At 63.1% G+C, this 25879-nt stretch carries 26 protein-coding genes and 1 pseudogene; 12 read left to right on the forward strand and 15 right to left on the reverse strand.

All coding sequences use genetic code 11. The annotated features are described in order from the left end of the window. Window positions 1-3: 3 nt before the first annotated feature. Window positions 4-981, reverse strand: coding sequence for a HupA family protein (locus ABD928_RS09575; protein ID WP_345168285.1), 978 nt, complete (start codon window positions 979-981; stop codon window positions 4-6). A gap of 81 nt (window positions 982-1062) precedes the next feature. Here ABD928_RS09575 and ABD928_RS09580 point away from each other — a divergent pair, with 81 nt between their 5' ends. Further along, the gene (locus ABD928_RS09580) at window positions 1063-2583 is read left to right on the forward strand and encodes a winged helix-turn-helix domain-containing protein (protein ID WP_345168288.1); all 1521 of its coding nucleotides are present in this window, start codon (window positions 1063-1065) and stop codon (window positions 2581-2583) included. On the opposite strand, the gene ABD928_RS09585 is transcribed toward ABD928_RS09580, so the two are convergent. From ABD928_RS09585 to ABD928_RS09600, 4 genes and pseudogenes are all read right to left on the reverse strand, one after another. After that, window positions 2580-4619, reverse strand: coding sequence for a TonB-dependent receptor (locus ABD928_RS09585; protein ID WP_345168291.1), 2040 nt, complete (start codon window positions 4617-4619; stop codon window positions 2580-2582). The genes ABD928_RS09580 and ABD928_RS09585 overlap by 4 nt on opposite strands. A gap of 172 nt (window positions 4620-4791) precedes the next feature. After that, a pseudogene (locus ABD928_RS15415) lies at window positions 4792-4917 on the reverse strand (PEPxxWA-CTERM sorting domain-containing protein); the annotation flags it as partial. 700 nt (window positions 4918-5617) lie between these two features. After that, window positions 5618-6820 carry an ABC transporter permease gene (locus ABD928_RS09595; protein WP_187715372.1) on the reverse strand — a complete coding sequence of 401 codons (1203 nt, stop codon included), beginning with the start codon at window positions 6818-6820 and terminating at the stop codon, window positions 5618-5620. After that, window positions 6817-7782, reverse strand: coding sequence for an ABC transporter ATP-binding protein (locus ABD928_RS09600; RefSeq protein ID WP_345168296.1), 966 nt, complete (start codon window positions 7780-7782; stop codon window positions 6817-6819). The genes ABD928_RS09595 and ABD928_RS09600 overlap by 4 nt, the downstream gene beginning before the upstream one ends. A 47-nt stretch (window positions 7783-7829) precedes the next feature. Here ABD928_RS09600 and queG point away from each other — a divergent pair, with 47 nt between their 5' ends. Beyond that, window positions 7830-8900 carry a tRNA epoxyqueuosine(34) reductase QueG gene (gene queG, locus ABD928_RS09605; protein ID WP_425569706.1) on the forward strand — a complete coding sequence of 357 codons (1071 nt, stop codon included), beginning with the start codon at window positions 7830-7832 and terminating at the stop codon, window positions 8898-8900. On the opposite strand, the gene ABD928_RS09610 is transcribed toward queG, so the two are convergent. Beyond that, window positions 8864-9220, reverse strand: coding sequence for a hypothetical protein (locus ABD928_RS09610; RefSeq protein WP_345168302.1), 357 nt, complete (start codon window positions 9218-9220; stop codon window positions 8864-8866). The genes queG and ABD928_RS09610 overlap by 37 nt on opposite strands. Before the next feature lie 102 nt (window positions 9221-9322). Here ABD928_RS09610 and ABD928_RS09615 point away from each other — a divergent pair, with 102 nt between their 5' ends. Continuing rightward, on the forward strand, window positions 9323-10318 hold the full coding sequence (locus tag ABD928_RS09615; RefSeq protein WP_187715370.1) for an adenosine kinase: 996 nt from the start codon (window positions 9323-9325) through the stop codon (window positions 10316-10318). A gap of 51 nt (window positions 10319-10369) precedes the next feature. Here ABD928_RS09615 and ABD928_RS09620 read toward each other — a convergent pair whose 3' ends face one another. Both ABD928_RS09620 and ABD928_RS09625 read right to left on the reverse strand, forming a co-directional pair. Further along, complete coding sequence (locus ABD928_RS09620; protein WP_345168305.1) at window positions 10370-11959, reverse strand: amino acid permease; 1590 nt, start codon at window positions 11957-11959, stop codon at window positions 10370-10372. 68 nt (window positions 11960-12027) lie between these two features. Further along, window positions 12028-12405, reverse strand: coding sequence for a histidine triad nucleotide-binding protein (locus ABD928_RS09625; RefSeq protein WP_187715369.1), 378 nt, complete (start codon window positions 12403-12405; stop codon window positions 12028-12030). A gap of 48 nt (window positions 12406-12453) precedes the next feature. Between ABD928_RS09625 and ABD928_RS09630 the strand changes: the two genes are divergently transcribed. The 3 genes from ABD928_RS09630 to ABD928_RS09640 all read left to right on the forward strand — a co-directional run bounded on the left by ABD928_RS09630 (window position 12454) and on the right by ABD928_RS09640 (window position 14844). After that, window positions 12454-12936, forward strand: coding sequence for an SspB family protein (locus ABD928_RS09630; RefSeq protein ID WP_187715368.1), 483 nt, complete (start codon window positions 12454-12456; stop codon window positions 12934-12936). 115 nt (window positions 12937-13051) lie between these two features. Next, window positions 13052-14440, forward strand: a complete 1389-nt coding sequence (fumC, locus tag ABD928_RS09635; protein WP_345168310.1) for a class II fumarate hydratase — start codon at window positions 13052-13054, stop codon at window positions 14438-14440. Further along, window positions 14440-14844: a hypothetical protein gene (locus tag ABD928_RS09640; RefSeq protein ID WP_345168313.1), complete on the forward strand. Its 405-nt coding sequence runs from the start codon at window positions 14440-14442 to the stop codon at window positions 14842-14844. The genes fumC and ABD928_RS09640 overlap by 1 nt, the downstream gene beginning before the upstream one ends. Here the strand turns inward: ABD928_RS09640 and ABD928_RS09645 are convergent, their stop codons facing one another. Beyond that, the gene (locus tag ABD928_RS09645; protein ID WP_345168316.1) at window positions 14845-15369 is read right to left on the reverse strand and encodes an acyloxyacyl hydrolase; all 525 of its coding nucleotides are present in this window, start codon (window positions 15367-15369) and stop codon (window positions 14845-14847) included. It abuts the gene before it with no gap. 56 nt (window positions 15370-15425) lie between these two features. Beyond that, window positions 15426-15986, reverse strand: a complete 561-nt coding sequence (locus ABD928_RS09650; RefSeq protein WP_187715365.1) for a DUF2585 family protein — start codon at window positions 15984-15986, stop codon at window positions 15426-15428. A gap of 65 nt (window positions 15987-16051) precedes the next feature. On the opposite strand from ABD928_RS09650, the gene ABD928_RS09655 reads away from it, so the two are divergent. From ABD928_RS09655 to ABD928_RS09675, 5 genes are all read left to right on the forward strand, one after another. Next, a complete protein-coding gene (locus ABD928_RS09655; RefSeq protein WP_187715364.1) occupies window positions 16052-17032 on the forward strand; it encodes a magnesium transporter CorA family protein in 981 nt (326 codons plus the stop codon). A gap of 96 nt (window positions 17033-17128) precedes the next feature. After that, the gene (gene acnA / locus ABD928_RS09660) at window positions 17129-19810 is read left to right on the forward strand and encodes an aconitate hydratase AcnA (protein ID WP_187715363.1); all 2682 of its coding nucleotides are present in this window, start codon (window positions 17129-17131) and stop codon (window positions 19808-19810) included. Then, window positions 19807-20154: a hypothetical protein gene (locus ABD928_RS09665; RefSeq protein WP_187715362.1), complete on the forward strand. Its 348-nt coding sequence runs from the start codon at window positions 19807-19809 to the stop codon at window positions 20152-20154. The genes acnA and ABD928_RS09665 overlap by 4 nt, the downstream gene beginning before the upstream one ends. Then, window positions 20151-20426 (forward strand): CBU_0592 family membrane protein, encoded by a 276-nt coding sequence (locus ABD928_RS09670; protein WP_187715361.1) that lies wholly within the window; start codon window positions 20151-20153, stop codon window positions 20424-20426. The genes ABD928_RS09665 and ABD928_RS09670 overlap by 4 nt, the downstream gene beginning before the upstream one ends. An 8-nt stretch (window positions 20427-20434) precedes the next feature. After that, window positions 20435-20821 (forward strand): hypothetical protein, encoded by a 387-nt coding sequence (locus ABD928_RS09675; RefSeq protein WP_345168325.1) that lies wholly within the window; start codon window positions 20435-20437, stop codon window positions 20819-20821. Here the strand turns inward: ABD928_RS09675 and ygfZ are convergent. Further along, on the reverse strand, window positions 20809-21513 hold the full coding sequence (gene ygfZ / locus ABD928_RS09680; RefSeq protein WP_345168327.1) for a CAF17-like 4Fe-4S cluster assembly/insertion protein YgfZ: 705 nt from the start codon (window positions 21511-21513) through the stop codon (window positions 20809-20811). The two genes, ABD928_RS09675 and ygfZ, sit on opposite strands and share 13 nt — an antisense overlap. Window positions 21514-21542: 29 nt before the next feature. Here ygfZ and pyrC point away from each other — a divergent pair, with 29 nt between their 5' ends. After that, complete coding sequence (gene pyrC / locus ABD928_RS09685; protein ID WP_345170185.1) at window positions 21543-22571, forward strand: dihydroorotase; 1029 nt, start codon at window positions 21543-21545, stop codon at window positions 22569-22571. Here pyrC and ABD928_RS09690 read toward each other — a convergent pair. From ABD928_RS09690 to ABD928_RS09705, 4 genes are all read right to left on the reverse strand, one after another. Continuing rightward, complete coding sequence (locus tag ABD928_RS09690; protein WP_345168329.1) at window positions 22568-23314, reverse strand: Crp/Fnr family transcriptional regulator; 747 nt, start codon at window positions 23312-23314, stop codon at window positions 22568-22570. The two genes, pyrC and ABD928_RS09690, sit on opposite strands and share 4 nt — an antisense overlap. Before the next feature lie 113 nt (window positions 23315-23427). Continuing rightward, window positions 23428-24357, reverse strand: coding sequence for a Gfo/Idh/MocA family protein (locus ABD928_RS09695; RefSeq protein WP_187715358.1), 930 nt, complete (start codon window positions 24355-24357; stop codon window positions 23428-23430). Further along, a complete protein-coding gene (locus tag ABD928_RS09700; RefSeq protein WP_345168333.1) occupies window positions 24354-24986 on the reverse strand; it encodes a 2-dehydro-3-deoxy-6-phosphogalactonate aldolase in 633 nt (210 codons plus the stop codon). The genes ABD928_RS09695 and ABD928_RS09700 overlap by 4 nt, the downstream gene beginning before the upstream one ends. Beyond that, window positions 24983-25870 (reverse strand): 2-dehydro-3-deoxygalactonokinase, encoded by an 888-nt coding sequence (locus tag ABD928_RS09705; protein WP_345168336.1) that lies wholly within the window; start codon window positions 25868-25870, stop codon window positions 24983-24985. The genes ABD928_RS09700 and ABD928_RS09705 overlap by 4 nt, the downstream gene beginning before the upstream one ends. Between the last annotated feature and the right edge of the window lie 9 nt (window positions 25871-25879).

Consider the following 25879-nt stretch of genomic DNA (forward strand, 5'->3'; position numbering starts at 1 on the left):
CGCTCACGGCCCGCTGTTCCTGCGCCCGATCAGGGCACCGACGGCAGGCTCAGTCAGATTGGTGTCGGGATTGCGAAAATCGATGTTCCAGCGAGCAATCAATTCCTCTGCGCCAGGCCCAGTGAATTGCCCTAAGAATGCTCCGGAGAGGCCGTTTGCGCTGTCACGCAGCGATCCCGCGAATGTTGCGCTTCCGGTTCCGTAGACTGTGTTTGCGAAACTGTACGTTCCAATATGCGATGTGCCGCCGCCAAGATCATGGATGCTAAGATCCATTTGCCCACCCAGCGTTCCTGCCCCGAAGTCGAAATTGAGCGTTGTGGCGCCATCGAAATAGTAAAGATTCGAGACGGAGACGCCGATTGCTGTCCCTGAATAGCTTGCCGACCCCGTCGTCGGTACGGACGCGGCGGGAGTTGCCTGACCAAAGGCGAAGACTGACGTCGGATAGCTCGCCAGGACGTTGACCATGGCAAGGTCAGAAAATTGGTAGCCGGAGCCAGGCTTCAAAAACGAGATCTGCTCCGGGTTCATGCCGGCCCCAGCAATCTGGCCGTTATAATAGCTACTGGACTGCCCGGTCTGCTGGAAAGCCGAAGCCGGAGCTCCCTGATAGCTGGGAAGCGCCACGAAGTAGCTCTGAGTCGAAGCGTCGTAGGAAACTGAAAAGCCGTTTGTGTCGACGTCGGAAACCAGCTTGTCACCCGCGCTGATTTCCCACCCAAGGGTGGAAAAGGAAGTCGATTGGGTGATGCCGGGAGTCAGGTAGGCACCTGCCGGTGGCTGCGGTGGCGGTGGCGGTGGCGGTGGTGGTGGTGGTGGGCCCGGTTGAGGTGTTGGCGTTGAGTTTACTCCTTCACCGCCACCGCCACAGGCAGTCATTGTGAAAGCTGCACTCAAAATGATGAGTGCGTTCGTGCCTTGACGAGCCATTTGCTTTCTCCCCGCAAAGAGACTGAAGGCGGCGTAGAAACCCTCCAATCAATGTGCGATGACGGACTGCCGATCATGGCCTGATCATTTACTGATGGGGCCGTCTGTGGGTGGGAGAATGCGGGTTTGGTGAAACCAGCGCAGCTTGCGGAGCGTCGCGACTTTACTGCTGGTCCGCTCCTTATCAGCCCTGCCCGCCGACACATTCAGGGGCCAGCTGGCGAAATTCAGGTCGAGCCCCTCACCATGCAGATTTTTCTCCTCTTGGTGGACGCAAGAGGTGAGGTCGTCACGAGAGACCAACTCTTCGATGCTGGCTGGGGCGGAGCTCTGGTTGGCGATGACAGCTTGAACCGGACCATTAACCGTGTCCGACGGATCGCGATGCAGACCGGGCCCGGGTCGTTTGAGATCGAGACAATCCCTCGGACAGGGTATCGCCTCACAGGGTTGGACCGCGCGTCACCCCACGAAGCGCTTGGGACCAACGCGTCGGCGGCGCCCTCGGAGCAGGTTTCGCGAAGGTACGTTCTCGGCTTTTCCGCGGCGGCAATTGCCGGTTTGACCGGCATTGGCCTGTGGTCGGTTCGGCGGGTCCAAAACGACCGGCAGTTCGCGGCCCTCCTCGAAACCGGCGAACGCGCATTGCTGTTCGATAAGCGCGAGGAGGGCCTTCAGGCGCTGCAGGAAGCTCTCTCAATCTATCCTGGCGACGCGAAAGCGCTCGGCCTGATGGCCTATACTCAGCTCGGCGATTCCGGCGGGAGCCAGACTGGCAATCCGAGTGCCGCGGACCAATTTTCGCGCGCAGCGCTGAAAGCGGACCCCGAAGATCCTTATGCACGCCTCGCCGAGACTATCCTTCAGCGGTCAATGCTGGACGTCGCGTCGACCGAAGACAGGCTCAATCAGATCCTGACCAAGGACCCCAAGAACATAAGCGCCATGCGAAGCCTCTGGGGACTCTATCAATCGGTCGGATTAAGTCGTGCGGCGTCGGGACTGGTCGAAAGGGCTATGGCACTCCAACCTTTGGCCCCCGTCACGAACTATCCGCGAGCCCAGATGCTGTGGATCTTGGGACGGGTCGGCGAGGCTGACCGGGTCATCGATCGGGCGATCGAGATGTGGCCGTGGCACCGCTTCGTTCGCTTTGCCCGATTCATGATTTATGCGTTCACGGACAGGGCCGAGGCGGCTCGATCAATGCTCGATTCCAAGTCGACGCTGCCGCAGTCGTTCAGTCCCGATGCAGTGTCGCTGTGGCGGTTGTCGCTCCCGGCTCTTGGCGACAGGTCGGCTGCAAACATCGCGCAAGCGCGCGACGCTAACCTGCGCGCCGCCCTGAAGTCGCCAACTCTGTCCTACCAGGCGGTCATGACACTTTCCGCTCTTGGGGAAGTCGATGCCGCTTTCGACGTCGCTAACGCGCTGTTGGCATTTCGGAAGCCGGGAACCGCCGTCGGACCTTCGCCTGCCCCCGACGGAATGCGGAGTACGGCGTGGCGGTTCACGCCGTGGCTCTTCACACCTCCTTCTGAAGCGCTGAGACGCGATCCCCGGTTTCGTGCGCTTTGCGATGGTGTTGGGTTGACGGACTATTGGTCGAAGCGCGGTGTGCAGCCGGATTATGGGTTGGGCAGCGTCTAGAATTTTGCCTCAAGCCCGATGCCGATTTCCCGGGGATCTCCTGCGGTCGCCCAGGACGGGTTAAGAAAGTAGGTAAGGTAAAAGGTATTCAGCAGGTTGCGGGCATAGCCGAAGATCTTGAATTGCCCTGCCGCGTAGGAGGCCTGAGCATCGACCTTGGTCCAGCCATGAACGCGCCGGTCAGCACGGTTCAAGTCGTCGCTAAAGTAGCCGCTATTATGCCGCACCTGCGCCGACACGCTAAGACGGGGAACGACCTGCCACATGACCTCGGCACCGAGACTGAAGTGCGGCGAACGCTGGAACTCCTTTTCGTCGAACGCAGCGTATGCTGGGGGGACTCCGGTTATCCGGGTCGACAGGGCACCGATTGCCAGCCTCGCTGAGAAGCTTGGATCGGGGCGCCAGTCCATTGACAGCTCCGCTCCTTCGCTTCGGGCCCTGTCAACATTGAAGAGGTCCGCAAAAGTGACGAGCGCCGACGTTGGTGTAATGATGACGATGGACCGTGCCCGCTGAGGGTTCGTCATGTCGTAGCGGAACAGGTTGGCCGACGCCGTGAGCTTGCCGCCAGCAAGTGATGCTCGCGCAAAGATCTCGGTATCCCACAGGAATTCAGCCTGGAAATTGTCCGGCTGGCCCGTATCAAACCTCAACGTCGTCCCACCGGGATTATAAGCTCGCTGAAGGAGAACTCCGACGCGGACGTTCTTCTGGACGTCGTAGGAAAGGGATAGTTTGGGCAACCAAGCGTCGAACGCCTTTTTATAGTTCAGCGGGATTGGGGACGTGCTCCCAGCAAGTGCTCCGGTCCTGACCTGTCGATCCGACTGATACCGCAGCCCGGCCGTGAGATGCAGGCGGCTCGTCCAAAGCCAGGTGGCTTCGCCGAAGATGCCTGTCGCGCGCTGCGTGTCATCGAACCGCCCGATTCCGGACAGTTGCGAGAGGTCGATCATCTGGTGAAGGGTGGCCTGGCGGTGGGACAGCCCCATTGTGGTTTGCAGAGTCTCGGAGGGGTCCCAAGTGAATAAGGTCTCACCCGACCAGTCGCGCCCGGCGATCCGGGTGGTGCCCAGGCCGGGCGGTGCAAACCGGCGGATCTCCGTCCGACCGCCTGTGAAAAGGGTCTTCAGGGTCAAAGATGGCGACAGGGCAGCGGTTGAGGATGCCGTTCCCGAATCCACTCCGATTTTGAACGTCCCATAGGACGCACCCGGGTCCTCCCGGAGCTTGAACGGCGGTCGGACCGCCTCAAACTGAGGCATTTGCGATTTTGAATGGCTGAGGGAAAGCTGGAAGCGAACAGAATCGCTCAAATTCGCGAGCAACTTGCCTCGGACGAGGCCATAGACATCGTGGTTGGGATCGGCTCCCTCAACTCGATCGGCGATCTTGCTCGCAGGATGGCTGTAGCGCAGGTCGGCGGCGACGCGGATTGCAACATCTCGATCGATCGGGCCTGTAGCGCTGAACGAGGCCTGCCGCGTGCCGAGGTTGCCAACGATCACGCGCGCGCGAGTCTGCGGGTCGAACGACGGATCGCTAGTTTGGACGAAGATTGCGCCGGCGATCGAGTTTTGCCCCTGGGTGGTGGTCTGCGGGCTCCGGAAAACCTCGACTTGATCCACGTCCCAAAGTGGCGCTGAGCCGAATACGAACTCGTTGAAGCTGACAGGCCTCCCGTCGACGATCAGCGTCGTGCGCGGCCGGGTGCCGCCGAGGAAAGCCGGCAAGTCGCGGGTCGGGCCGGTCGTATCCTGGCCGCGGATCGTCGGGCCTTCCCCGCCCGAGGAAAGCTGAACATTGGGGATCAATTCGAGGATCTGCTCAATGCGATCTACGCCAACAGAACCTTCAATCCGCTGTTGATCGAAGACCTCCACGCTCGCCGGTGTGTCGAACTCGGAGCGTCGGACGCGCTCCCCGGTCACCATGATCACGCTGCCTGCGGTGAGTTCGGATTCCGAGGTGACATTGTCGGAGGGTCGCAGGGCTGACGCTGCCGCGAGACCGGCAAGAGCGGTTCCAAGCATTTGATTCTAGCTTACTACTTTGAGTGCCATTTCCAACCAGCCGTCCAGGATTGCTTGTTCAATATGTATCGCAAATCGTCTGCGACCTGGCCCGTTCGAACAAGTGTGTTGGATGAAAGACCGAGAGGCCCGCATGGACCGGTACGGGCAAGCGTGCCCCCCGATCCATTTTTCAGTTGGGGCGCGCCATGAGGGCCCCGCCCTTTCGCGAATTCTTGCGCCGGATCTGGAATCCGACGACACCAAATCCGACCAGCATCATCGCCCAGGTCGCAGGTTCTGGGACGGCGTTGACGGAGCCGCCAAAGTTGAGATTGAAATGCGAGCCGACGCCCGCTTCGAGCTGCGACGTGGCGATTCCGCCAAAAGACCCATTGGCATTGGCATACAGGCCCGTGCCTCCAAGGATGGTGTAGGTTAAGTTGAGGTTGGTCAGAAAAGGTGTTCCGCTCGGTGTCGCCAGGCCTGCGACCGAGCCAAAGATCTCATCGGTCCCAAAGTCGAGCTGGAAGGTGCCGTTGATCGGACCCGATGCCCCAGAGAAACACCAGTTGTGACCATATGTGAAACTCCCCAATGTCGAGTTTCCAGTCGACGTTGATGGATCGAGAATCCCTCTGGAAGGAGCAGGCGCGCAGGTGGCGTCCGGTCCTGCAATTCCGAGCCCAGAGATTGTTCCTGAGAAATCGAGTATGTCGGCCTGTGCCGCCGTTGCGCAAACAAGCGCCGCCAGTCCTGCCGCAATCCTAGCGAATGTCTTGCTAGCCATCCGTCCTCTCCTTCATCACCCCGAAGCGGGTGCGCGAGGACAGTGACCAGCCGCCTATCGGAGAGCGATGATCATTTCCTGATCATTTCATGATGATCCAAAAGGTTCTCTGTTTCTCCGTTGGCGTCTCGAGCCAAAAGCGTCCGCTCCAAATCGGCTCCATGGCATGCGCTCGGCCTCTAGACTTCGAGAACCGAGGCTAGCGGCCGGTTTGGGTCGAAGGCGGACACTACGTCCGGGCGAGCTTCCTGCTTTTCAATCGCGTCGGTCCGGACTTGAGCACGCTCCGCCTGAAGATGCGCGAGGCGATTCGGAGGAAGAGGGCGACCCACAGGAGTTGCCAGACGATCGCGACGAGGTGCGGCAGCAGTCCCGGGAGCTCGCCGGCGCGTGCGATCATCACGTAGGGCGAGGATAGCGGGAAGATCGCCGCGGCAATCGCCTTGGTTGCGTTGGGCGCGCCGACCGCGACCGAGGCGAAGGCGAAAATGACGACCTGGGCCATGGTTACCGGCATCGACAGGGTCTGCACTTCCCGTGCGCTGGAGGCGTGGGCGCCAATGCCGAGGAAGATGGCACCCAGGAGCAGGTAGCTCATCGCGAAATAGACGATGCCAAGCAGGATGAAGGTCGGCCAACCGACCGCGGGTGGCGGAAGAGCGCTCAGGCCGTTCGGTGCGAATACGGCAATGGCTGCGGCACCCACGGCGGCCCAGACGGCGATTCCGACGAGCGAGGCGCACAGCATCGCCAGCAGCTTGCCGAGGAAAATGGAATCGATCGGCACTGCCGCGGCGAGCACCTCGATCACCTTGTTCGATTTCTCCTCGATCAGCTGCGACAAAAGCATGCCGGCGAGGAGGAGGGTAAGTAGGAACAGCAACGACTGGCCGCCTCGCGCGGTCAGCGCGTGGGCTCCGGTGTTTGGCGCATTCGGCGATGGGCTGGTCAGCATCACGGGCAAGTGGACGGCTTCCGAAGGAGTGCCGGACCGGCGCGCCTCGGCAATGATCAGCCGCAACTGCTTGGCCGTCCCGCTCTGTGCGCTGACCGACCCGAGCAGCCTCGGACTGGCCAACCCGCCTTCAAGGACTGCGACGTAGCCCGGCTTGGCGCTCTCCAGCGTGCGCGCGGCCTGCTGAGGCTGGCCGTTGGGATCAACCCGCTGGAGTCCGATCATCCCGATCGCTCCGAATGTATCCTGGAGCCGATTGCGGGCGGCATCCAGCTGCTGGAAGTCCTGGGCAGTGGCGATCACGCCGACCGTCGGACGCTCGGTCGCGCTCATTGGGGCGGTGGCTGCGCCGAAGACGGCGATCATCAGGACCGGGAAGAACGGCCCCAGCAGAAACAGCAGGAAGGTGCGGGAAAGCACGGTGGCCGAGAAATCGCGGCGGGCGATCACGAAGGCGGCGCGAATGAGCTCTTTCACTGCACGTTCTCCGGCTCGACCGCCATGGCCCGGGCCGCCGCATCCCCGGCAATCGCGACGAAGGCTTCGTGAAGACCGGGGCGTTCGATCGCAAGCGTCTCGATGCCCGCGCCGCCGTCGATCAAGGCCTTGAGCAGCGGCTCCGGGCCGCTTTGAGGAAGCTCGAAAATCCAGTCACCGCCTTCTTCGCGTGCCGAGGGCGGGAGCGCCGAGCGCCACGGACCATCGCGCTCGCGGGTGCGGAGGCGGACGATGGGACGAAGGCATTCACGCGCCTCGTCTACGCGGCCGTTGAAGGCGACCTTACCACCGGCGATGATCGCGATCTGCTCGCAAAGCCGTTCGGCGTGGGCGATGACGTGCGTGGAAAAGATGATGGTGACGCCGTCCGCCGCGCGGCTGCGGATCAATCGCTCCAGCTTGCCCTGGTTGATCGGATCGAGACCGGAGAAGGGTTCGTCGAGCACGATCATCCGCGGCTCGTGGACGAGCGTGCCAAGCAGCTGGACCGTCTGGGCCATGCCCTTGGACAAGGTCCGGATCGGCTTCTTCGCCCACTCGCCGAGGCCATTCTCCTCGAGCAATTGGTCGGCGCGTTTGCGGGCTGTCGAGAGGGGGAGGCCGCGAAGCGCGCCCATGAAGGCAATCCCCTCCCGCGCGTTCATCGACGGGTAGAGGCCGCGCTCCTCGGGCAAGTAGCCGATCTGGTGAGCGGCTTCGATCGGACGCGTGTGACCCAGCACGCAGCGTTCTCCCGACGACGGCTCGATGATGCCGAGCAACATTCGCAGCGTCGTCGTCTTGCCGGCGCCGTTTGGCCCGAGCAGGCCAAAGATGGAACCGACCGGAACTTCGAGGCTGACGCCGTCGACCGCGCGCTTCTCCGCGAAGTCCTTGACAAGGTCGCGCGCTTCGACGGCCAGCCCTTCCGTCCAACCCTGCGGCGAAGCCTGTCGAAGCACTGGAATTCCTTAGAGAAACGATGGAGCGCGGTGTTAAGGGCAGCGCCGTGGATAAGAGCCAAACCCTTAAGGAGGCAATACGGGCCGAGGCCGAGCGCCTGGGCTTTGCCGCCTGCGGGTTCACGCGCGCGGATGCCGCCGATTCCGCAGGGCTCGATATCCGCAAGTGGATCGAGGCGGGGAATCACGGGACGATGGGCTGGATGGAGACGCGGGCCGATCACCGCGTGTCTCCGAAAGCGATGTGGCCCGACGCGAGATCGGCGATCGCGCTGGGGATGAGCTATGCACCTACGTCCGATCCGATGGCGCTAGGAAATGAGACGGAGCGCGGGCGCATCTCGGTCTATGCGCAGGGCGGCGACTATCACAAGACGGTCAAGAAGGCGCTGAAGGCGCTGGCCCGTTTCATCGTCGATGCAGCGCCAAGCGAGCTCAAGGTCTTCGTCGACACGGCGCCCGTGATGGAGAAGCCACTGGCCCAGGCGGCCGGGATCGGCTGGCAGGGCAAGCACACCAATCTCGTTTCCCGCGAGCATGGGAGTTGGCTGTTCCTCGGCGTGATCCTGACTGAGCTGGAACTGGCTCCCGACTCGCCGGCCACCGACGGCATCCACTGCGGGACGTGCACGCGATGCCTCGACTCCTGTCCGACAGGGGCGATCGGGCCGGAACATCGCATCGATGCACGCAAATGCATTTCCTACCTGACGATCGAACATGACGGGCAGATTCCGGAGGAGTTTCGTGAGGCAATGGGGAACCGCATCTACGGCTGCGACGACTGTTTGGCGGTGTGTCCGTGGAACAGCTTTGCCGACGCGGCTGCAGCCAATCGGGCGTTCCTGCCCCGAGCGGAGCTTACGGCGCCGAGCCTGGCCGACCTGCTGAAGCTCGATGACGCGGCTTTCCGCGAGATGTTCGCGGGGTCGCCGATCAAGCGGATTGGCCGCGATCGCCTGATCCGCAATTGCCTCATTGCAGCGGGCAACAGCGGCTCAGGGGCGCTGGCGTCCAGCGTAGAAGTGCATGTTTCGGACCCCGACCCGGTGATTGCCGAGGCCGCGGCCTGGGCGCTCGATCAGCTTCGGATGAGGGACGCGATACAGGCCTGTTGAGACGTGTCATTGCCGTTCGACAGGCGCGTGTCGACGTGAGTCACGCGCTCGGGCAGGCCGCCCGACGGTGAAGGGTAGAGATAGGCGTCGAGGATGCATGAGCGGCTCTTGAACTGCAGCTTGAGGCCGGGTCCCTCGCGGACCTGTAGCTTCGGCTGACCCATCTTCTGGATCAGCTCCGCCGCCGTCATGTTCACCAGCGAACCCGGAACGGACGGGCCGGTGGGGGTAGGCCTTGAAGCCGGCTCCGGCTCCGGTCCCGGCTGGGTGGCGCAGGCGGAAAGCAACACGGCACCAGTGAGAGGAAGGATCTTGCGCATCGCCTAGTCATGGCGGCGGCAGGGAGGCGAGGCAAGCTTGCCGCCCGGGCCCGGCGCAGCTAGGCGCGCGCTTTCCCCCGCAAAAGCAACAGGTGCTCCTACATGACCGACTGCCGTCTCGACGTCTTGTGCATCGGAAATGCCATCGTCGACGTGATCGCCAACGCCTCCGACGACTTCCTCGACATGGAGGGGTTGGTGAAGGGATCGATGCGGCTGATCGACGCCGATGAGGCTGAGCGGCTCTACTCCCACATGGGCCCGGCGCACCAGGTTAGCGGCGGATCGGCTGGCAACACGGCCGCCGGGATCGCGGCGTTCGGCGGGACCGCGGGTTTCATCGGCCAGGTGGCGAAGGACCAGCTCGGCGAGTTCTACCGGCACGACCTGACTTCCGCGGGCGTGGAGTTCATCACACCGGCATCGGATGTCGGAGTTCCGACTGCGCGCTCGATGATCCTGGTCACGCCCGACGGGCACCGGACCATGAATACGTTTCTCGGTGCCGCGCAGCTGCTTCCGGCAAGCGCGCTAGACGAGGACCAGATCCGGGCGGCTCGGATTCTCTACCTCGAAGGTTATCTTTGGGACCCGGAGACTCCGCGCTACGCGATGGTCCGGGCGATCGAGGTTGCGCGGGACGCTGGCCGCAAAGTTGCCTTCACCTTGTCGGACACGTTCTGCGTCGATCGCCATCGCGACGGGTTCAACGAGCTGCTCGATAGCGGCCGCATCGACATCCTGTTCGCCAACCAGGCGGAGATTGAGGCGCTGGCCGGCGTGGCGCATCTCGAATCTGCAGTCGCGGCAGTGAAGGACAAGGTCGAAATCCTCGTCGTGACCCGCAGCGAAGATGGCGCATTGGCCACTCGCGGCGATGAGCGCGCCGACGTTCCTGCGGAGCCGATCGAGAAGCTGGTCGACACGACCGGCGCGGGCGACCTGTTCGCGGCCGGCTTCCTGTTCGGCGTCGCGCGCGACCGCAGCCTCGAGGAATCACTGCGTCTCGGCGCGATCGCGGCAGCCGAGGTCATCCAGCACTACGGTGCGCGCCCGGAAGCCGACCTCAAGGTGCTCGCGGGCGACCTCGTCGCATAAGAAAAAGGGCGGCCCCGAAGGACCGCCCTGAACTTCATACTCTGACTCCGGTTACGGCCGGACGGTGGGTTCGCCGCTTTCGTCCAGAGGGGCGTCCTCCGGGAACAGCGGAAAGTCGCCCTCGCCCTTGCCGTATCCACCCTTGCCGAGCTCCGAGTTCCTCATCCCGTAGAGGAAGTAGAGCACGACCATCGCCAGCGTGTACCAGAAGAAGATCACCAGCACGTACCAGGGCACGGTCGTGATCAGCCACAGGCAGGACAGGATGCCAGCCGCCGGAACGATCGGATAGAGCGGTACGCGATAGCCTCGGGGAATGTCCGGGTGGGTCCGGCGAAGCCAGATCACCGACAGGCAGACCACGGCGAAGGCCGCGAGCGTGCCGACCGAGGTCATGTCGCCAAGGCTGTTGATGTCGAAGAAGCCCGCCGCGAACGCGACGATGACACCGACCAGCAAGGTGTTGATCCACGGCGTGCGGAACTTCTGGTGAACCGTTGCGAAGACCCGCGGAAGCAGGCCGTCGCGCGCCATCGTGTAGAAGATTCGGGTCTGGCCATACATCAGCACGAGGATGACCGAGGTCAGGCCGATGATCGCGCCGATCTTGATGGTCTTAGCGAACCACGCCCATTCCGGTCCGAATGCATCGACCGCGACGGCGACCGGATCCGGCACGTTTAGCGACGTGTAGGGCACGATCAGGGTCATCACGATCGAAACGAGGATGTAGATGACCGTGCAGGCGAGCAACGAGCCGATGATCCCGAACGGCATGTCCTTGCCGGGGTTCTTGGCCTCCTGACCCGCAGTCGAGACAGCCTCGAACCCGATATAGGCGAAGAAGACGATCGATGCGGCGCGAAGGATGCCGCTCCACCCGAACTCGCCGTCCTTGCCCGTAGGTGCCGGGATAAAGGGGTCCCAGTTCTGGGTGTAGCTGCCGAGATCCTTGAGAATGATGAACCCGCCGACGAGGATGAAGGCGACAAGCACGGTCACCTTGATCGCGACGATGGCGTTGTTGAACTTCGCCGATTCCGACACGCCGATGCACAGCAGAAGCGCGAGCGCGGCGCAGACGAGGAACGCAGGAAGATTGAAGGTGAACACGACGGGCGCCCCGTTGACGAGCACCTCCGCGCCATCCTTCATCAGATGATGTCCGGTTGGCCCGGTGAGCTCGACAGGAATGTTGATCCCGATGTCACCCAACAGGCTGACCATGTATCCGGACCATCCCACCGCGACCACGGACGCCGCGAGGCCGTATTCGAGGAGCAGCAGCGCACCCATCACCCACGCGGCGAATTCGCCGATCGTGGTGTAGCTATAAGTATAGGCGGAGCCCGACACGGGCAGCGTTGAGGCCAACTCGGCGTAACACAGGCCGGCGAAGGCGCAGACGATGCCTGCGATTGCGTAGGAAATGAGGACGGCCGGACCGGCATGAAGCGCCGCGGCGTTGCCTGTGCGAACGAAGATACCAGCGCCGATGATGCAGCCGATCCCGAGGAAAACGAGGTTCCAGGGTCCGAGCGTCCGCTTGAGCTCACTGGTCCGGGTCTCTTCCTGAACCTGGGCCACGCTTTTGCGCATCATCATGCGCCCGAGCACGCCTTTTGGTGCGGCAGTCGCCATTATTACTCCCCTATGATGGCGTAAGTCTTGGGGCCGACCCTAGCGGCTCCGCCCCTAAGGGCAATCCCCTAGCGAGCGAGCATCGGGCCGAGGGTTGTGCCGCCGAAGATGTGCATGTGCAGGTGAGGCACTTCCTGCCCGCCTCGAAGGCCGGTGTTGGCCATCACCCGGTAGCCGATCTCGACCAGGCCGGCCTCGCGGGCGACCTTGCCGACGGCGCGCGTGAACCCGGCGATCTCCGCGTCCGAGGCCTTTTCCGAAAAGTCGTCCCAGGACACGTACCGCCCTTTCGGAATCACCAGAATATGCACTGGCGCCAAGGGGTTGATGTCATGGAAGGCGAGCGCGTGCTCGTCCTCGTAAACCGTCTTCGAAGGCAGCTCGCCGCGGAGGATGCGCGCGAAGACATTGTTGTCGTCGTAGGGCTGTGTCGGGTCGATTGGCATTACGGACTCCGCTTGACCGGGGGCGAGGCCTCGCTACCAGTTTTGAATATGACCGACGAGACTCCCGAAAGCCTGATCCCGTACGACGAGATCGTGCAGGAAGCCTTGCGCGACGTCGTCGGTCGCGTTCTCGGCGAGGTCGAGCGGTCCGGCGGCCTTCCGGGCGAGCATCACTTCTACATCACCTTCAAGACCAAGCTTCCCGGCGTCAGCATCCCGAAGCACCTGACGGAGCGCTTCCCGGACGAAATGACCATTGTCCTCCAGCACCGATTCTGGGACCTCAAGGTCGAACAGGACGCGTTCAGCGTCGGCCTGTCGTTCGGTGGCGTGCCCTCGACTCTTCACGTCCCGTTCGCGGCGGTCACCGACTTCGTCGACCCGGCGGTCGACTTCAGCCTGAAGTTCCAGGCGAGTGGCGCGGACGATGCTCATGAGCAGCATGAGGAAGCGGAGAACGACGCGCCCAAGGCCGAACCCGGCGAAGACGGTTCGAACGTCGTCAGCGTGGACTTTACGCGCAAGAAGTAGCGCGCGCTGCGTCATCCTGTTGAAGGCAGGATCGATGACCGCCCGCCTTGCCAATGATGCGCCGTCGCGTTCATGGATGCTGAAACAAGTTCAGCATGACGTTTCAGGAATTCAGATGAACACGACTCGCACCGAGACTGACAGCTTTGGACCGATCGAGGTCCCCGCGGATTCCTACTGGGGGGCGCAGACCGAGCGCTCGATCGAGAACTTCCCGTTTGGCCCCCGCGAGCAGATGCCGCTGGAAATCGTCCATGCGCTCGGCTTCATCAAGCAGGCCGCTTCCCGTGTGAACGCCCGTATCGGCGGACTCGACCCGCAGATTGCGGAAGCGGTCCAGCAGGCGGCGGCGGAAGTCGCCCGTGGCGACCTCGACAGCCAGTTTCCGCTGGTCATCTGGCAGACCGGGTCCGGCACCCAGTCGAACATGAATGCCAACGAAGTCATCGCCGGACGCGCGAACGAGAAGCTGACCGGCAACCGCGGCGGCAAGGAGCCGGTTCACCCCAACGACCACGTCAACAAGAGCCAGTCGTCGAACGACAGCTTCCCGACCGCGCTTCACGTCTCGGCCGCCCGCGCGGTCAACAGGCGCCTGCTTCCGGCCCTCCGGATGATGCACGACCGGCTGGCGGAGCAGTCGAAGCGCTGGGCGGGGATCGTCAAGATCGGGCGTACGCACCTCCAGGATGCGACGCCGTTGACCCTCGGGCAGGAATTCTCGGGCTACGCGCAGCAGATCGCCGACAATATCGAGCGCGTCCAGGGCGTGATGCCACGGATCTATCGCCTGGCGCAGGGCGGGACGGCGGTCGGCACCGGGCTCAACACGCCCAGTGGCTTTGCCGAAGCTTTCGCCAAGGAGATTGCGAACCTCACGCAGCTGCCGTTCACCAGCGCTCCTAACAAGTTCGCGGAGCTCGCGGCTCATGACACGATGGTCGAGCTGTCCGGCGTCCTCAATACAATCGCGGTCTCGCTGACCAAGATCGCAAACGATATCCGTCTTCTGGGCTCAGGGCCGCGATCGGGGCTCGGCGAGCTGAAGCTTCCGGAGAATGAACCGGGAAGCTCGATCATGCCGGGCAAGGTCAACCCGACCCAGGCCGAGATGCTGACGATGGTCGCGGCGCAGGTCATGGGCAATCATGTCGCGGTGACGGTCGGAGGCCTCCAGGGTCATCTCGAGCTCAACGTGTTCAAGCCGCTGATTGGTGCCAACGTCATTCGCTCGATCAACCTGCTCAGCACGGGCATGGAAAGCTTCACGCTGCGGACGCTCGATGGGTTGGAGCCTGACGAAAAGCGGATCGGCGAGCACATGAACCGATCGCTCATGCTAGTGACAGCGCTTGCTCCCGAGATCGGCTACGATAACGCAGCGGCAATTGCCAAGCATGCCCACAAGAACGGCCAGACGCTAAAGGAGGCCGGGCTTGAACTGGGGCTGGTGGACGAGGAAACCTTCGACCGCGTGGTCAAGCCGGAAAGGATGATCGGCTAATGTCGATGGGCAGGTTCGCCATTGCCGCAATGGCCGTCGCGTTGAGTGCTTGCGATACCATGGTGCCGGGCCTGAAGCCTGCCGGGGGCTCGTTCGGCGGGCCGCAAATCGGCGTCGTTCTTGAAAGCGGGGCCGGAACCGTCGACTTCGGTTGCGCCACGGGGACGATCGATGAGCCGATCTTTCCGGGCAAAGACGGGCTGTTCAGCGTCAAGGGCACCTACCGGACCGGCCAGAGTGGACCCATCAAGGTCGGCCAGATCTTCAAGTCACAAGAGGCTGTCTATTCCGGGACCATCGTCAAGGACGCCATGACCTTGTCGGTCAAGCTGGAAGACGAGACCGAACTTGGGCCCTTCACCTTGACCCTGGGCGCGCCGGCGCAGGTGGTGCGCTGCCGCTGATCAGAGCTTGAAAGTTAATCGAACGCCCAGGTTGTCGATCCCGGGGTTCTGCTTGCTGAACAGTGTCGCATGACTCATGTGCACCCAGCTCGCTTCGATCGAGGTCCGGTCGGTGATCTGGGCGCCGATCCCCAGCTCCGGCTCGAACAGGACGCGGCTGCCAAACTCCAGCTTGCCGTTGCCATCGATCTGGTAGCCCTTGGTCGAACCGGTGTGCACGGCAATGCCGAGCCCGGGCCGGACGAAGAACTGCTTCCCGAACTTCGCCGAGAGGCCAACCGCGGCATAGTTGGTGTTGCCCGATGTGTTGACGGCGGCGAACGCATAGGGCTGCAGCGGGGTCTTGCCGATACGATCCCCGCGCCAGCCGAGCTGGACGTCCATACCGTCCTCGACTCCGGCGATTGTCAGGAACGTGTCCACGTCATGGACATAGAGGCCGCCGAACACTTCTCCGGCCTGTGCGGGGGTTGCGACGAAGAGGGCGGGAAGAATGGCGAGCGCGGCAAATTTGAGCGTTTTCACTAGGTTTCCTCGGATTTTGCCGGATGAATGCGCGAAGCGTCGAATGGTGCCGACGCCTACCCGCCCGATTGCCAAGCCTTTACCGCATCATTGGGGGCCAGCAACATCCATACGTTCAGGGTCAGGTTGTCGCGGATCATGATCAGCGGAATCAATTCCAGGACGAGGACGATGGCGACTGACGCCCACAGCGGCAGCCTACGTGCAAGGAAGAATCCCAGCGTCATCATTGCAATATCGCTGATCGAATTGAGCACGCTGTCGCCGGTGTAGCCGAGCGCGGCGGTCTCCTCGCGATAGCGGTTGATAATGAAGGGCGTGTTCTCGACGATCTCCCACGAGACCTCGATCGCCAGCGCGGCGAGAAACCGCCATTCGACCGGCCATTTGCGGAAGAGAAGAGTCAGGACCGCATAGAACAGGAAGCCGTGGACGATGTGGCTCGGGCTGTACCAGTCCGAGAGCATCTGGCTCGTCCTCGAGCTGTTGGGCTCCGAAATCCACACGTCGATCGTCCCGCAGGTGCAGATCGGTGGCCGGCCCATCATGTAAAGCAGGGCGCCGGCCGCAACGACGATTAACAGGGCAGCAGCAGTCGCGCGTTGCGTTCGGGTCATTGAGCCAAGGCTTAGCAGAGCGAAGCGGCTTGCAAAGCCGTTGCTGCCGGTCAATCAACCGTGACATGCTTCGCGCTTATGGTCCGAACTGCGACGGCGGCATCATCGATGCCGGCAAAGGCCAGCGCATTCCCGACGATGCCACCTGGATCGACCTTGAGGAGCCGACGAGGGACGAGGACAAGCTGGTCGAGGAGTGTGTTCGCGTTCAGATCCCGACCCGCGAGGACATGAGCGAGATCGAGCCGTCGAGCCGCCTCTACGAGCAGAACGGTGCGCTCTACATGACCTTGAGCACAATCTACGGTGTCGAGGAGGGCCACCCGAAAAGCGACCCGGTGAGCTTTGTCCTGACCGACAACAGGCTCGTGACCGTCCGCTATGTGACGCCAAAGCCGGTGCGCGCCTTCCAGCAGCACGCCCACAAGGACCATCTTCTGGTCAAAGACTCGCTGACTGCGGCCTACAATCTGCTCGACGTGATCATCGACCGGCTGGCGGACGAGCTGGAGGAAGTCGGACGTGAGATAGACAAGATCTCGGCCCACATCTTCGCGAAGTCGACCAACGCTCGTCGGATCCCGGCCGACCGGCTGACCTCACTATTGAGCCGCATCGGCCGCGCTCAGTCACTGCTGGTGCAGATTCGGATCAGCGCGGTCAGCACGGCCCGAATGCTGAGCTTTTTCCTGGCGTCGGACCGTCTCCGCTCGCCCAAGGCAGCAGGACTTCGCGATCACATCCAGGCGCTGCTCGGCGATACCAAGTCGCTGACCGACCACAGCGCATTCCTTGGCGATAACCTCACCTTTTTGCTCGACGCATCGCTCGGTCTGATCAGCATCGAGCAGAATGCGGCGATGAAGCTTTTTTCATGGGCAGCACTAGTGTTCCTCCCGCCGACCCTGATCGCCGGCATCTACGGAATGAACTTCGACCATATGCCCGAGCTCAGGTGGCTTTTCGGTTATCCGATGGCGCTGACCCTAATGCTTGCCAGCGCAGTCCTTCCGCTGTGGTTCCTGAAGCGGCGCGGATGGATATAGCCCCGGTTTGCGGGGTTCGGGGCGGATTGCTAAGGGCCAGCACGCCGCCCATCTGACGGGCGCTCCCACAACCCAAGCATCACAGGACCTTTTTCGATGATTCCGACCGGCCAGGACAGCCTCAATACTCGCTCGAACCTGACCGTCGGAAGCCGATCCTACGCCTATTACTCGCTGCCCAAGGCGGCCGAGCAGCTCGGCGACATCAGCCGGCTGCCCTTCTCGATGAAGGTGCTGCTGGAGAACCTGCTGCGCTTCGAGGACGGCACGACCGTTACTCGCGACGACCTCCAGGCGATGGTCGACTGGCAGAAGGAGCGGAGCATCGCCCGCGAGATCCAGTACCGCCCGGCGCGCGTGCTGATGCAGGATTTCACCGGTGTTCCGGCCGTGGTCGACCTCGCCGCCATGCGCGACGCGATGAAGAACCTCGGCGGCGACCCGCAGAAGATCAATCCGCTGGTGCCGGTGCATCTCGTCATCGACCACAGCGTGATGGTCGACGAATTCGGCACGCCCAAGGCGTTCGAACGCAACGTCGAGCTGGAATATGCCCGCAACGGCGAGCGCTACGAGTTCCTCAAGTGGGGCAGCGGCGCGTTCGACAATTTCAAGGTCGTGCCGCCGGGAACGGGCATCTGCCACCAGGTCAACCTCGAGCACATCGCGCAGGGCATCTGGACCGGCGACGACACGAACGGCGAGACGGTCGCCTTCCCGGATACGTTGGTAGGTACGGACAGCCATACGACGATGGTCAACGGCCTCGGCGTGCTCGGCTGGGGCGTTGGAGGTATCGAGGCCGAAGCGGCGATGCTCGGTCAGCCGGTGTCGATGCTCATTCCGGAAGTCGTTGGCTTCCGCCTGTCGGGCTCGCTGCCTGAAGGCATTACCGCCACTGACCTGGTGCTGACCGTCACGCAGATGCTGCGCGCCAAGGGTGTCGTCGGCCGCTTCGTCGAGTTCTACGGTCCGGGCCTCGCGACGATGAGCGTCGCCGATCGCGCAACCATCGCCAACATGGCGCCGGAATATGGCGCGACCTGCGGCTTCTTCCCGATCGACGAGCGGACGATCGAGTATCTGAAGCTCACCGGCCGCTCCGACGAGACGATCGAATTGGTCCGCGCTTACTGCCAGGCCAATGGCTTCTGGCACGACAGTTCGCTGCCAGAGCCGGTGTTCACCGACACGCTCGAGCTCGACATGAGCAGCATCGAGCCGTCGCTCGCCGGTCCGAAGCGTCCGCAGGACCGCGTCGTCCTCAGCGACGTCGACGACCAGTTCAACGGCGAGCTGGAGCACACCTACAAGAAGCACAACGACCCGCGCGTCGCGGTTGAGGGCGAGCAGTTTCAGGTCGGCAATGGCGACGTCGTGATCGCAGCTATCACCAGCTGCACCAACACGTCGAACCCGTCGGTGCTGATTGCTGCCGGCCTCGTCGCCCGCAAGGCGCGCGAGTTCGGGCTGGAGCCGAAGCCGTGGGTGAAGACCAGCCTTGCGCCAGGCAGCCAGGTCGTCACGGATTACCTCGACGCCAGCGGCCTTTCCGAAGACCTCAACGCCATCGGCTTCGATCTCGTCGGCTACGGTTGCACGACCTGCATCGGCAATTCCGGCCCGCTTCCGGAGCCGATCAGCAAGGCGATCAACGAGAATGATTTGGTCGCGGTCAGCGTGCTTTCGGGCAATCGCAATTTCGAAGGCCGCGTCTCGCCGGACTGCCGCGCCAACTATCTTGCGTCGCCGCCGCTGGTGGTCGCCTATGCCCTGAAGGGCACCGTGCGCGCCGATCTCGCCCATGAGCCGATCGGCAAGGCGCGCAACGGTCAGGACGTGTTCCTCAAGGACATCTGGCCGTCGAACGACGAGATCCGTGCGCTAATTGATGCGCACGTCCATTCCGACATGTTCCGCAGCCGTTACGCCGACGTCTATCGCGGCGACGAGCGTTGGCGGGCGATCCCGGTGTCAGGCGGCGACACCTACGGCTGGCCCCCGACCTCGACCTACATCCAGAACCCGCCGTACTTCACCGGCATGACGATGGAGCCGGTTCCGCCGGGCGACATCGAACGCGCGCGGCCGCTGGCGATCTTCGGCGATTCGATCACCACCGATCACATCTCGCCCGCGGGCGCGATCAAGCCGGACAGCCCGGCGGGTCGTTACCTGCTGGAGCGCCAGGTCAGCCGCGGCGAGTTCAACAGCTACGGTTCGCGACGCGGCAATCACGAAGTGATGATGCGCGGCACGTTCGCCAACATCCGCATCCGCAACCGCATGCTCGACAATGTCGAGGGCGGCTTCACCCGCTACGCACCGAGCGGCGAGACGATGGCGATCTACGACGCTGCCATGCTCTACCAAGCGGACCAGCGCCCGCTCGTGATCATTGCCGGCAAGGAATATGGTACCGGCAGCTCGCGCGACTGGGCCGCCAAGGGCACGGTGCTGCTAGGCGTCCGCGCCGTCATCGCCGAGAGCTTCGAGCGCATCCACCGTTCCAACCTCGTCGGCATGGGCGTGCTTCCGCTTCAGTTCAATGCCGGCGAGAATGCCGAGACCTACGGCCTCGACGGCACGGAGAAATACACGATCACCGGCATCGGCGAATTGAAGCCGCGCCAGGACGTGACGGTCCAGGTCATCAAGGACGACGGCAAGGAGTTCAGCTTCACCGCCCGCTGCCGCATCGATACCTACAACGAGCTCGAATATTTCAGGTCGGGCGGCATTCTGCACTACGTGCTGCGGAGGCTTGCGGCGGCGTGAGGGACGGCACCGGCTGGATCCTCTCCTTTGCCGGCGGCGCGTTGCTTTGGTCAGTCGCTTCGGCGACATCCGGCGGCCGGGAGCCGTGGGACACCAGCGAATATTGGGTCGTGTACATGCCGATCGCCTGCGCGCTTTGCGCAGCCCTCGGCTTTGCATTCCCCGACCGCCCGTGGCGTTGGCCGCTTGCCGTGATGCTGGCGCAGATGCCGGTCATGTGGGTCACGCAGGGCATCGGTAGCCTCTGGATTCCTGGCATCGTCATGCTGCTGGTGCTGGCCTTGCCGGGGATGCTCCTCGCGTCGCTGGGCGGCGTGCTACGCCGCATGAGAAGCGCGACGTGACTCCGGTCGAAATCGTCGTCGAGGTCGTTGGTTGGGCCGGGGCCGTGCTGATCCTGTTGGCATATCTATTGCTCTCGGCGGGCAAGCTGACCGGACAGTCGATCGTCTACCAGGCGATGAACGTGGTCGGTGCCGCCGGCTTCACGGTGAACGGCTGGTGGCATGGGGCCATCCCGTCCGCCGCGCTCAACGTGATCTGGATGCTGATCGGGGCGATTGCCTTGTGGCGCATCGTCGATCGGCGCAAGAAAGCAGGCGATCCAGTCAGCTAAGGACGGGCATGGGGCAAGCCAGAATCGCAATGCTGTTCATTGTCGCTCTGGTCCTCACGGCCGCCGTCTCACCGGAGCGAAAGGCCGTCCTCGATGCCCTGCGGCCCAAGGTCGAAGCCAGGCTGGGGCCGAACGTCGAGTTCGTCGTCCAGGTGCTGAGGGTCGAGAATGGCTGGGCGTTCGTCATGGCCGAACCGCGGCGCAAGGGCGGCAAGGCGATCGACGGCAACCAGATCTTTGGCGAGGACTTCGACAATATGGACGGACTTCGCGTCGATGCCGTTCTCAAGAAGCGCAACGGGCGATGGGCAGTGGCGGACTGGGCAATCGGTGCGACGGATGTTTGGTACTGCGACGTGGGGCCCAAAAGCCTCAAGCGCGATTACGGCTGCTGAGCGATCGCCGCCTCGAGCCAGGCAGGGATGATGGCGTCGCCGAGATCATCGGTACGGCGGTGCTCGACGGCCAGACCCAGATCCTCATAAACCACTCGCGTGCGGGGCCCTGCAGCGGTCGTTGGAACGACGACCAGTCGGCGGTTGACCTTCTGCCGCCAGTTCATGCGCGCCGTATTTTCCTGGCCGACGAAACAGCCCTTGGTGAAGCTGACGCCGTTCAACTCCGCAGCGTTGCATTCCAGCCAGAGGATGTCGCCAAGTTCGGCGCGGCCTTCGCAAACCCCAAGGCGCAGTCGATGTTCCTGCCATCCACCGGCACTTTCCCCGGGCTCCGCGAGCCAGCGATGTCCGAGCTCTGGCAGTCGAGGGTCCGGTGTCCCGGGGCCGCCCGGCGCCCAATGGACGGCGAGCGTAGCGTCACGGTCGATCCCGATCGGGCGGCGCAAGCGGTACAAGGACAGCCGCTTGATCAAGTCTCCCGCCGAATCAGCTTCGCAGTCGAGCAGGAAGTCACCTTCGTCACGCCAGACGATGAAATCGAACTGACACTTCCCCTGAGGCGTCAGCAGTGCAGCCCATACCGGCAGCGGGCCCGCCACATCGCTTGTCACAAGCCCCTGCAGGAAGCCCTGCACGTCTTCGCCGGAAAGGCGGACGATCGCTCGATTGCTGAGGGTGGTCGCGGCCATGGCCTTCAGTTAGGGAGCCGAGTGTGACGATGCAAAGCCTGACGATCCGGCGGCCCGACGACTGGCACGTCCATTTGCGGGATGGCGAGATGCTTCGGCTGGTCGCGCCATTCACGGCGCATCAGTTCGCGCGAGCGATCGTCATGCCCAATCTTGTTCCGCCGATCACCACGATCGCCGGCGCTGCCGACTACCGCGAGAGGATCTGGGAAGCGGCCGGCCGCGATTTCCAGCCGCTGATGACCTATTACCTCACGGACGAATCCGATCCGGAGGTCGTCGAGAGCGGCTTCAACGACAATGTCTGGCTCGCCGCCAAATTATACCCGGCCAATGCAACGACCAATTCGGCATTCGGCGTCACCGACATTCGCAATCTCCATCCGACGCTGGAGCGGATGCAGTGGGTAGGAATGGTTCTGTGCGTTCATGGCGAGGTGACCGATCCGGACGTCGACGTGTTCGATCGTGAGGCGGTTTTCATCGACCGCGTTCTCGTGCCGCTGATCCGCGATTTCCCCGAGCTCAAGATCGTCCTCGAGCATATCACCACCGCCGAAGCCGCGCATTTCGTGCGGGATGCGCCAGCGAACATCGCCGCGACCATCACGCCGCAGCATCTTCATCTGAACCGTAACGCCCTGTTTGCGGGCGGTTTGAGGCCACACGCCTATTGCCTGCCGGTGGTCAAGCGGGAGAACCATCGGCTGGCCGCGCGAGCGGCCGCCGTTTCGGGTTCGCCGAAGTTCTTCCTTGGCACCGACAGCGCGCCGCACTCGCGTCATGCGAAGGAGTCAAGTTGCGGATGCGCCGGCATCTTCAACGCGCCCTATGCTCTCGAGAGCTATGCGGCGGTCTTCGAGGAGGAGGGCGCGCTGGATAGACTGGAGGGCTTCGCCTCGGAACATGGCGCGCATTTCTACGGCCTTCCGCTCAACGAGGGCACCATCACCCTGCAGCGAGCGGAGAATGACATTCCCGAACGCCTGGGCCTTGGAGATATCGATCTGATCCCGTTCCACGCCGGACAGACGCTGAACTGGACGGTCGCGGCTTAGCAGTCCGGGCTGCCGCCCGACCCACTTGGGCCGATCACCGCGCCGAAATGGTCCTTCACGGCGGAATAGCATTCGCAGGCATGTCGCTTGAGGCCGGCTCGATCGACGACGATGACCCGGCCGCGGCGGGCCGAGATCAGCCCCTGGTCCTGCAGGGCTCCGACGACTGCGTTCACCGTCGTGCGCTGAACGCCAAGCAGTTCGGCCAGCGCTTCCTGGGTCAATTCGATTCGGTCGCCGGCGCGGTCCTGCGCAGTCAGGAGCCAGCGCGCGGCCCGCTGCTGAATGCTGTGAAATGAGTTGCAGGTCGCGGACTGCATGACCTCGGCAAGCAAATAGTCCGAGAAGCGGCAGAAAAGGTTCTTGAGGAAGCTGGACTGGCCCTTGGCGTGCTCGAGCACCTTCATCGGTACGCGCATTGCCGGGCCGCCGACGATCACCTTGGCCTCCGCGAACGCGGGCGCGTGGCCGCAACTGACGATGCCGCCGACAGCGCCCTCGCGCCCGATCGAGGCGACTTGCACCGACCTGCCGTCGCTCAATTCCACGACAAGCGAGATCATCGTGGTGCCGAAGGGGAAGTAGCTCCAGTCGACGTCCTGGCCCCGAGTCAGCACGCGCTGACCGACGTCGAGGTCGACCAGGTCCGCATCAGATTGCAGAAGCTGGCGCACTTCCGTCGAAAAGGTAGACAGAAGCAAATTGCCCGAAAAGGCGTCCTCGAACCGTTCCGGTCCGGTCATGGTGTCCAACATACGCAACAAAACCCCCACAGTGGCTCATGAACGATGAAGCCACTGAATTCATTACGCCTGCGACACAGGACATAACAAGGGTTAAGCACGGTCATCAAATTTCAGCTCGTGATAGGCTCCACTGTGGTGTGGGACGCGGCAAGATAGGAATCGGCGACGAGACGGAGTGGAGTCACGTCGACGGAACTCCGCCGCTGATCGATCAGGTCGACGAACTCGCGATAGATGTCCGGATATTCGCCAGGGCCCGAAACATCCTGCTCGGCGCCATCGACGAACAGCCGGGCGCCGCCCTCCTTCAGGAAGATGCTGCGGCCGTCAGTGGTCCGGATATCGATCGTCCATTCTTCCCCGTCGGTTCGAAGGAAGTCGAAGCTGGCGTGGAGTGGGCCGTCGGCGACGTCGCTCGCGAAGTCGATCTCGGCGGCAACAGGCGTTTCGGCATTGGCTGGCACGCTCAACTGGGCTGAGCGGACGAACAGCGAGCCGGGAAAGATGGCTGTAACGATGGACAAGGCGTTGATGCCCGGGTCGAATACGCCGAACCCACCGGCGTCCCAGATCCATCGCTGCCCGGGATGCCATTTGTGGACGTCCTCCTGCCAACGGATCTGCATTTCGGCGATCCGTTTCCCTGCGAGAGCCTGCGCGGCGATCGGCACCGATGGATTGTGACGTGAGTGCCAGGTTCCGAACAGCGTCACGCCCTTCGCTTCGGCGAGGCAGATGAGATCCTCGACCTCGCTAAGTGTCGACGTCGGCGGCTTCTCCATCAGAACGTGGAGGCCGGCTTCGATGCAAGCTGCCGCAATCTCGTGACGGACGGACGGCGGAGTCGTGATCGCGACAGCTTCGAGACCTTCGATGCTTTGCAGTAGCTCGCGCCAATCCTCAAAGATTGGCTCGACGCCATGGCCGGTGCGGCTGGATGTCGCAGCCAGTTCGAACCGCGGGTTCGCCGAGATCGCCGGCAGATGCTGGTCTTCGGCGATCTTGCCGAAACCGATGATCGCAATCCGGATTGGCTTCATTGTCCCCCCAATGCGGCGACATAGGCGCGCGCTTTTTCGAGCGTGGCCTGTTCGGTCTGTCCCGGCTTGTAAAGGCCGCCGCCCAGGCCGAATCCATCTGCGCCGGCGTCGAGCCAGCCTGTGATGGATTCGGGCGTAACGCCGCCGACAACGATCAGCGGAACGTTCGGCGGGAGAACGGCCTTCTGCGCCTTCACCACCGCGGGAGTTGCCGCCTCTGCCGGGAACAGCTTGATCGAATGAGCCCCCGCGCGGATGGCGTCGAAGGCTTCCGAGGGCGTAAAGTAACCGGGCGAAGAGACCATTCCCGCAGCCACCGTTGCTTCGATTACGGACGTGTTGGCGTTCGGCGAAACGATCAGCCGGCCGCCCGCATTCGCAACCTCGGCCACTTGTGACGGATCGAGCACAGTCCCCGCACCAATCAATGCGCGGTCACCAAACTTCGCGGCGATGATGCGGATGCTCTCCAGCGGATCAGGGGAATTTAGCGGGACTTCGATGATCCTAATGCCGCCCCTGTAAAGGGCGCCTGCGATCGCTTCAGCTTCCGCGGGGGTGACTCCCCGGACGATGGCCACCAGCGGACACTCGGCGAAGTACCGGCGGAAGTCTTCAACTGCGCTCATTCAATCAACTCCGCGATCCCCTTCGCTCCGGCGAGGAAAGCCTGCTCCCCATTGACCTCGTGGGGCGTCCTGCCGGCGATCTGTATGGCCTCCGAATAAAGCTTCGTCAGTTCCGGCCGACCCATGACGACGATGTCCTGCTCATCACTCTCGCCGAGGCCGGCGCGCACGTCAGTGCCTATCAACAGCCCGCTTGCATAGGACGGTGCGTCGCTCGCTTCGGCCTCGCCAAGGAGGATGCGTGCGCGGATCTTGAACAGCTCGGACGTGAGGCAATCGCCCGAAAGACCACGGCGCACGCCCACGGCAAACGCACGACCCCCCTCAACGGTCCCGCCGATAAGATCGGCGAGAATGCTGTGCTCGCGAAGCACGTTGAACAGTTCGCCGGTCATCACGGTTCGGAAGCGAATGATGCGTCCCTCACGCAGAACCACCCATTTGTTGTGCGTGCCCGGATGGCAGACGAGCGCATCGGGCGAGACCAGGCCTGCAGCGAGAGCGCCGAGAAGCTGCAATTCCTCGCCGCGCATGACGTCCGCATCGCCGTCGCAAAGGAAGGACACCCCCGGCACTAGCGCGATCCGACCTTGCTCCGGCCACACGAGCGCTCGCGCGAGATCATCGAGCCCGGCGGGGGCGGGGACATACGGCGCGTCCACCCATCCACGGTTCGATCCCACCATCCCTGCCAACAGCAACGGCTTGTCGCCCAGGCGTCGGCGAATCTCCGCGACGGCATTGCCGAACCCGCCGGCCGGGACGGACAGGATTCCCTGCCCGTCCTCGAACTCGTCGGCGCAGAGGCCGTCGGAATTTATGAGGTAGGCGCGTCGATTGGTCGTGCCCCAATCGACCGCAATGAATCCGTCTTTCCAGGCCATGCGTTCTCT

Origin of the sequence: Sphingomonas daechungensis (assembly GCF_039543105.1) — a bacterium.
Classification (GTDB): domain Bacteria; phylum Pseudomonadota; class Alphaproteobacteria; order Sphingomonadales; family Sphingomonadaceae; genus Sphingomicrobium; species Sphingomicrobium daechungense.

Bases quoted from the DNA above. Each gene is read 5' to 3' on its own strand.
- ABD928_RS09625 (WP_187715369.1), bottom strand. From the start codon at position 12,405: ATGCCAATCGACCCGACACAGCCCTACGACGACAACAATGTCTTCGCG.
- ABD928_RS09675 (WP_345168325.1), top strand. From the start codon at position 20,435: ATGGGGCAAGCCAGAATCGCAATGCTGTTCATTGTCGCTCTGGTCCTC.
- pyrC (WP_345170185.1), top strand. From the start codon at position 21,543: ATGCAAAGCCTGACGATCCGGCGGCCCGACGACTGGCACGTCCATTTG.
- ABD928_RS09585 (WP_345168291.1), bottom strand. From the start codon at position 4,619: ATGCTTGGAACCGCTCTTGCCGGTCTCGCGGCAGCGTCAGCCCTGCGA.
- ABD928_RS09700 (WP_345168333.1), bottom strand. From the start codon at position 24,986: ATGAGCGCAGTTGAAGACTTCCGCCGGTACTTCGCCGAGTGTCCGCTG.
- ABD928_RS09620 (WP_345168305.1), bottom strand. From the start codon at position 11,959: ATGGCGACTGCCGCACCAAAAGGCGTGCTCGGGCGCATGATGATGCGC.
- ABD928_RS09655 (WP_187715364.1), top strand. From the start codon at position 16,052: ATGCTTCGCGCTTATGGTCCGAACTGCGACGGCGGCATCATCGATGCC.
- ygfZ (WP_345168327.1), bottom strand. From the start codon at position 21,513: ATGGCCGCGACCACCCTCAGCAATCGAGCGATCGTCCGCCTTTCCGGC.
- ABD928_RS09705 (WP_345168336.1), bottom strand. From the start codon at position 25,870: ATGGCCTGGAAAGACGGATTCATTGCGGTCGATTGGGGCACGACCAAT.
- ABD928_RS09615 (WP_187715370.1), top strand. From the start codon at position 9,323: ATGACCGACTGCCGTCTCGACGTCTTGTGCATCGGAAATGCCATCGTC.
- ABD928_RS09690 (WP_345168329.1), bottom strand. From the start codon at position 23,314: ATGACCGGACCGGAACGGTTCGAGGACGCCTTTTCGGGCAATTTGCTT.
- ABD928_RS09610 (WP_345168302.1), bottom strand. From the start codon at position 9,220: ATGCGCAAGATCCTTCCTCTCACTGGTGCCGTGTTGCTTTCCGCCTGC.
- ABD928_RS09630 (WP_187715368.1), top strand. From the start codon at position 12,454: ATGACCGACGAGACTCCCGAAAGCCTGATCCCGTACGACGAGATCGTG.
- ABD928_RS09695 (WP_187715358.1), bottom strand. From the start codon at position 24,357: ATGAAGCCAATCCGGATTGCGATCATCGGTTTCGGCAAGATCGCCGAA.
- ABD928_RS09640 (WP_345168313.1), top strand. From the start codon at position 14,440: ATGTCGATGGGCAGGTTCGCCATTGCCGCAATGGCCGTCGCGTTGAGT.
- fumC (WP_345168310.1), top strand. From the start codon at position 13,052: ATGAACACGACTCGCACCGAGACTGACAGCTTTGGACCGATCGAGGTC.
- ABD928_RS09650 (WP_187715365.1), bottom strand. From the start codon at position 15,986: ATGACCCGAACGCAACGCGCGACTGCTGCTGCCCTGTTAATCGTCGTT.
- acnA (WP_187715363.1), top strand. From the start codon at position 17,129: ATGATTCCGACCGGCCAGGACAGCCTCAATACTCGCTCGAACCTGACC.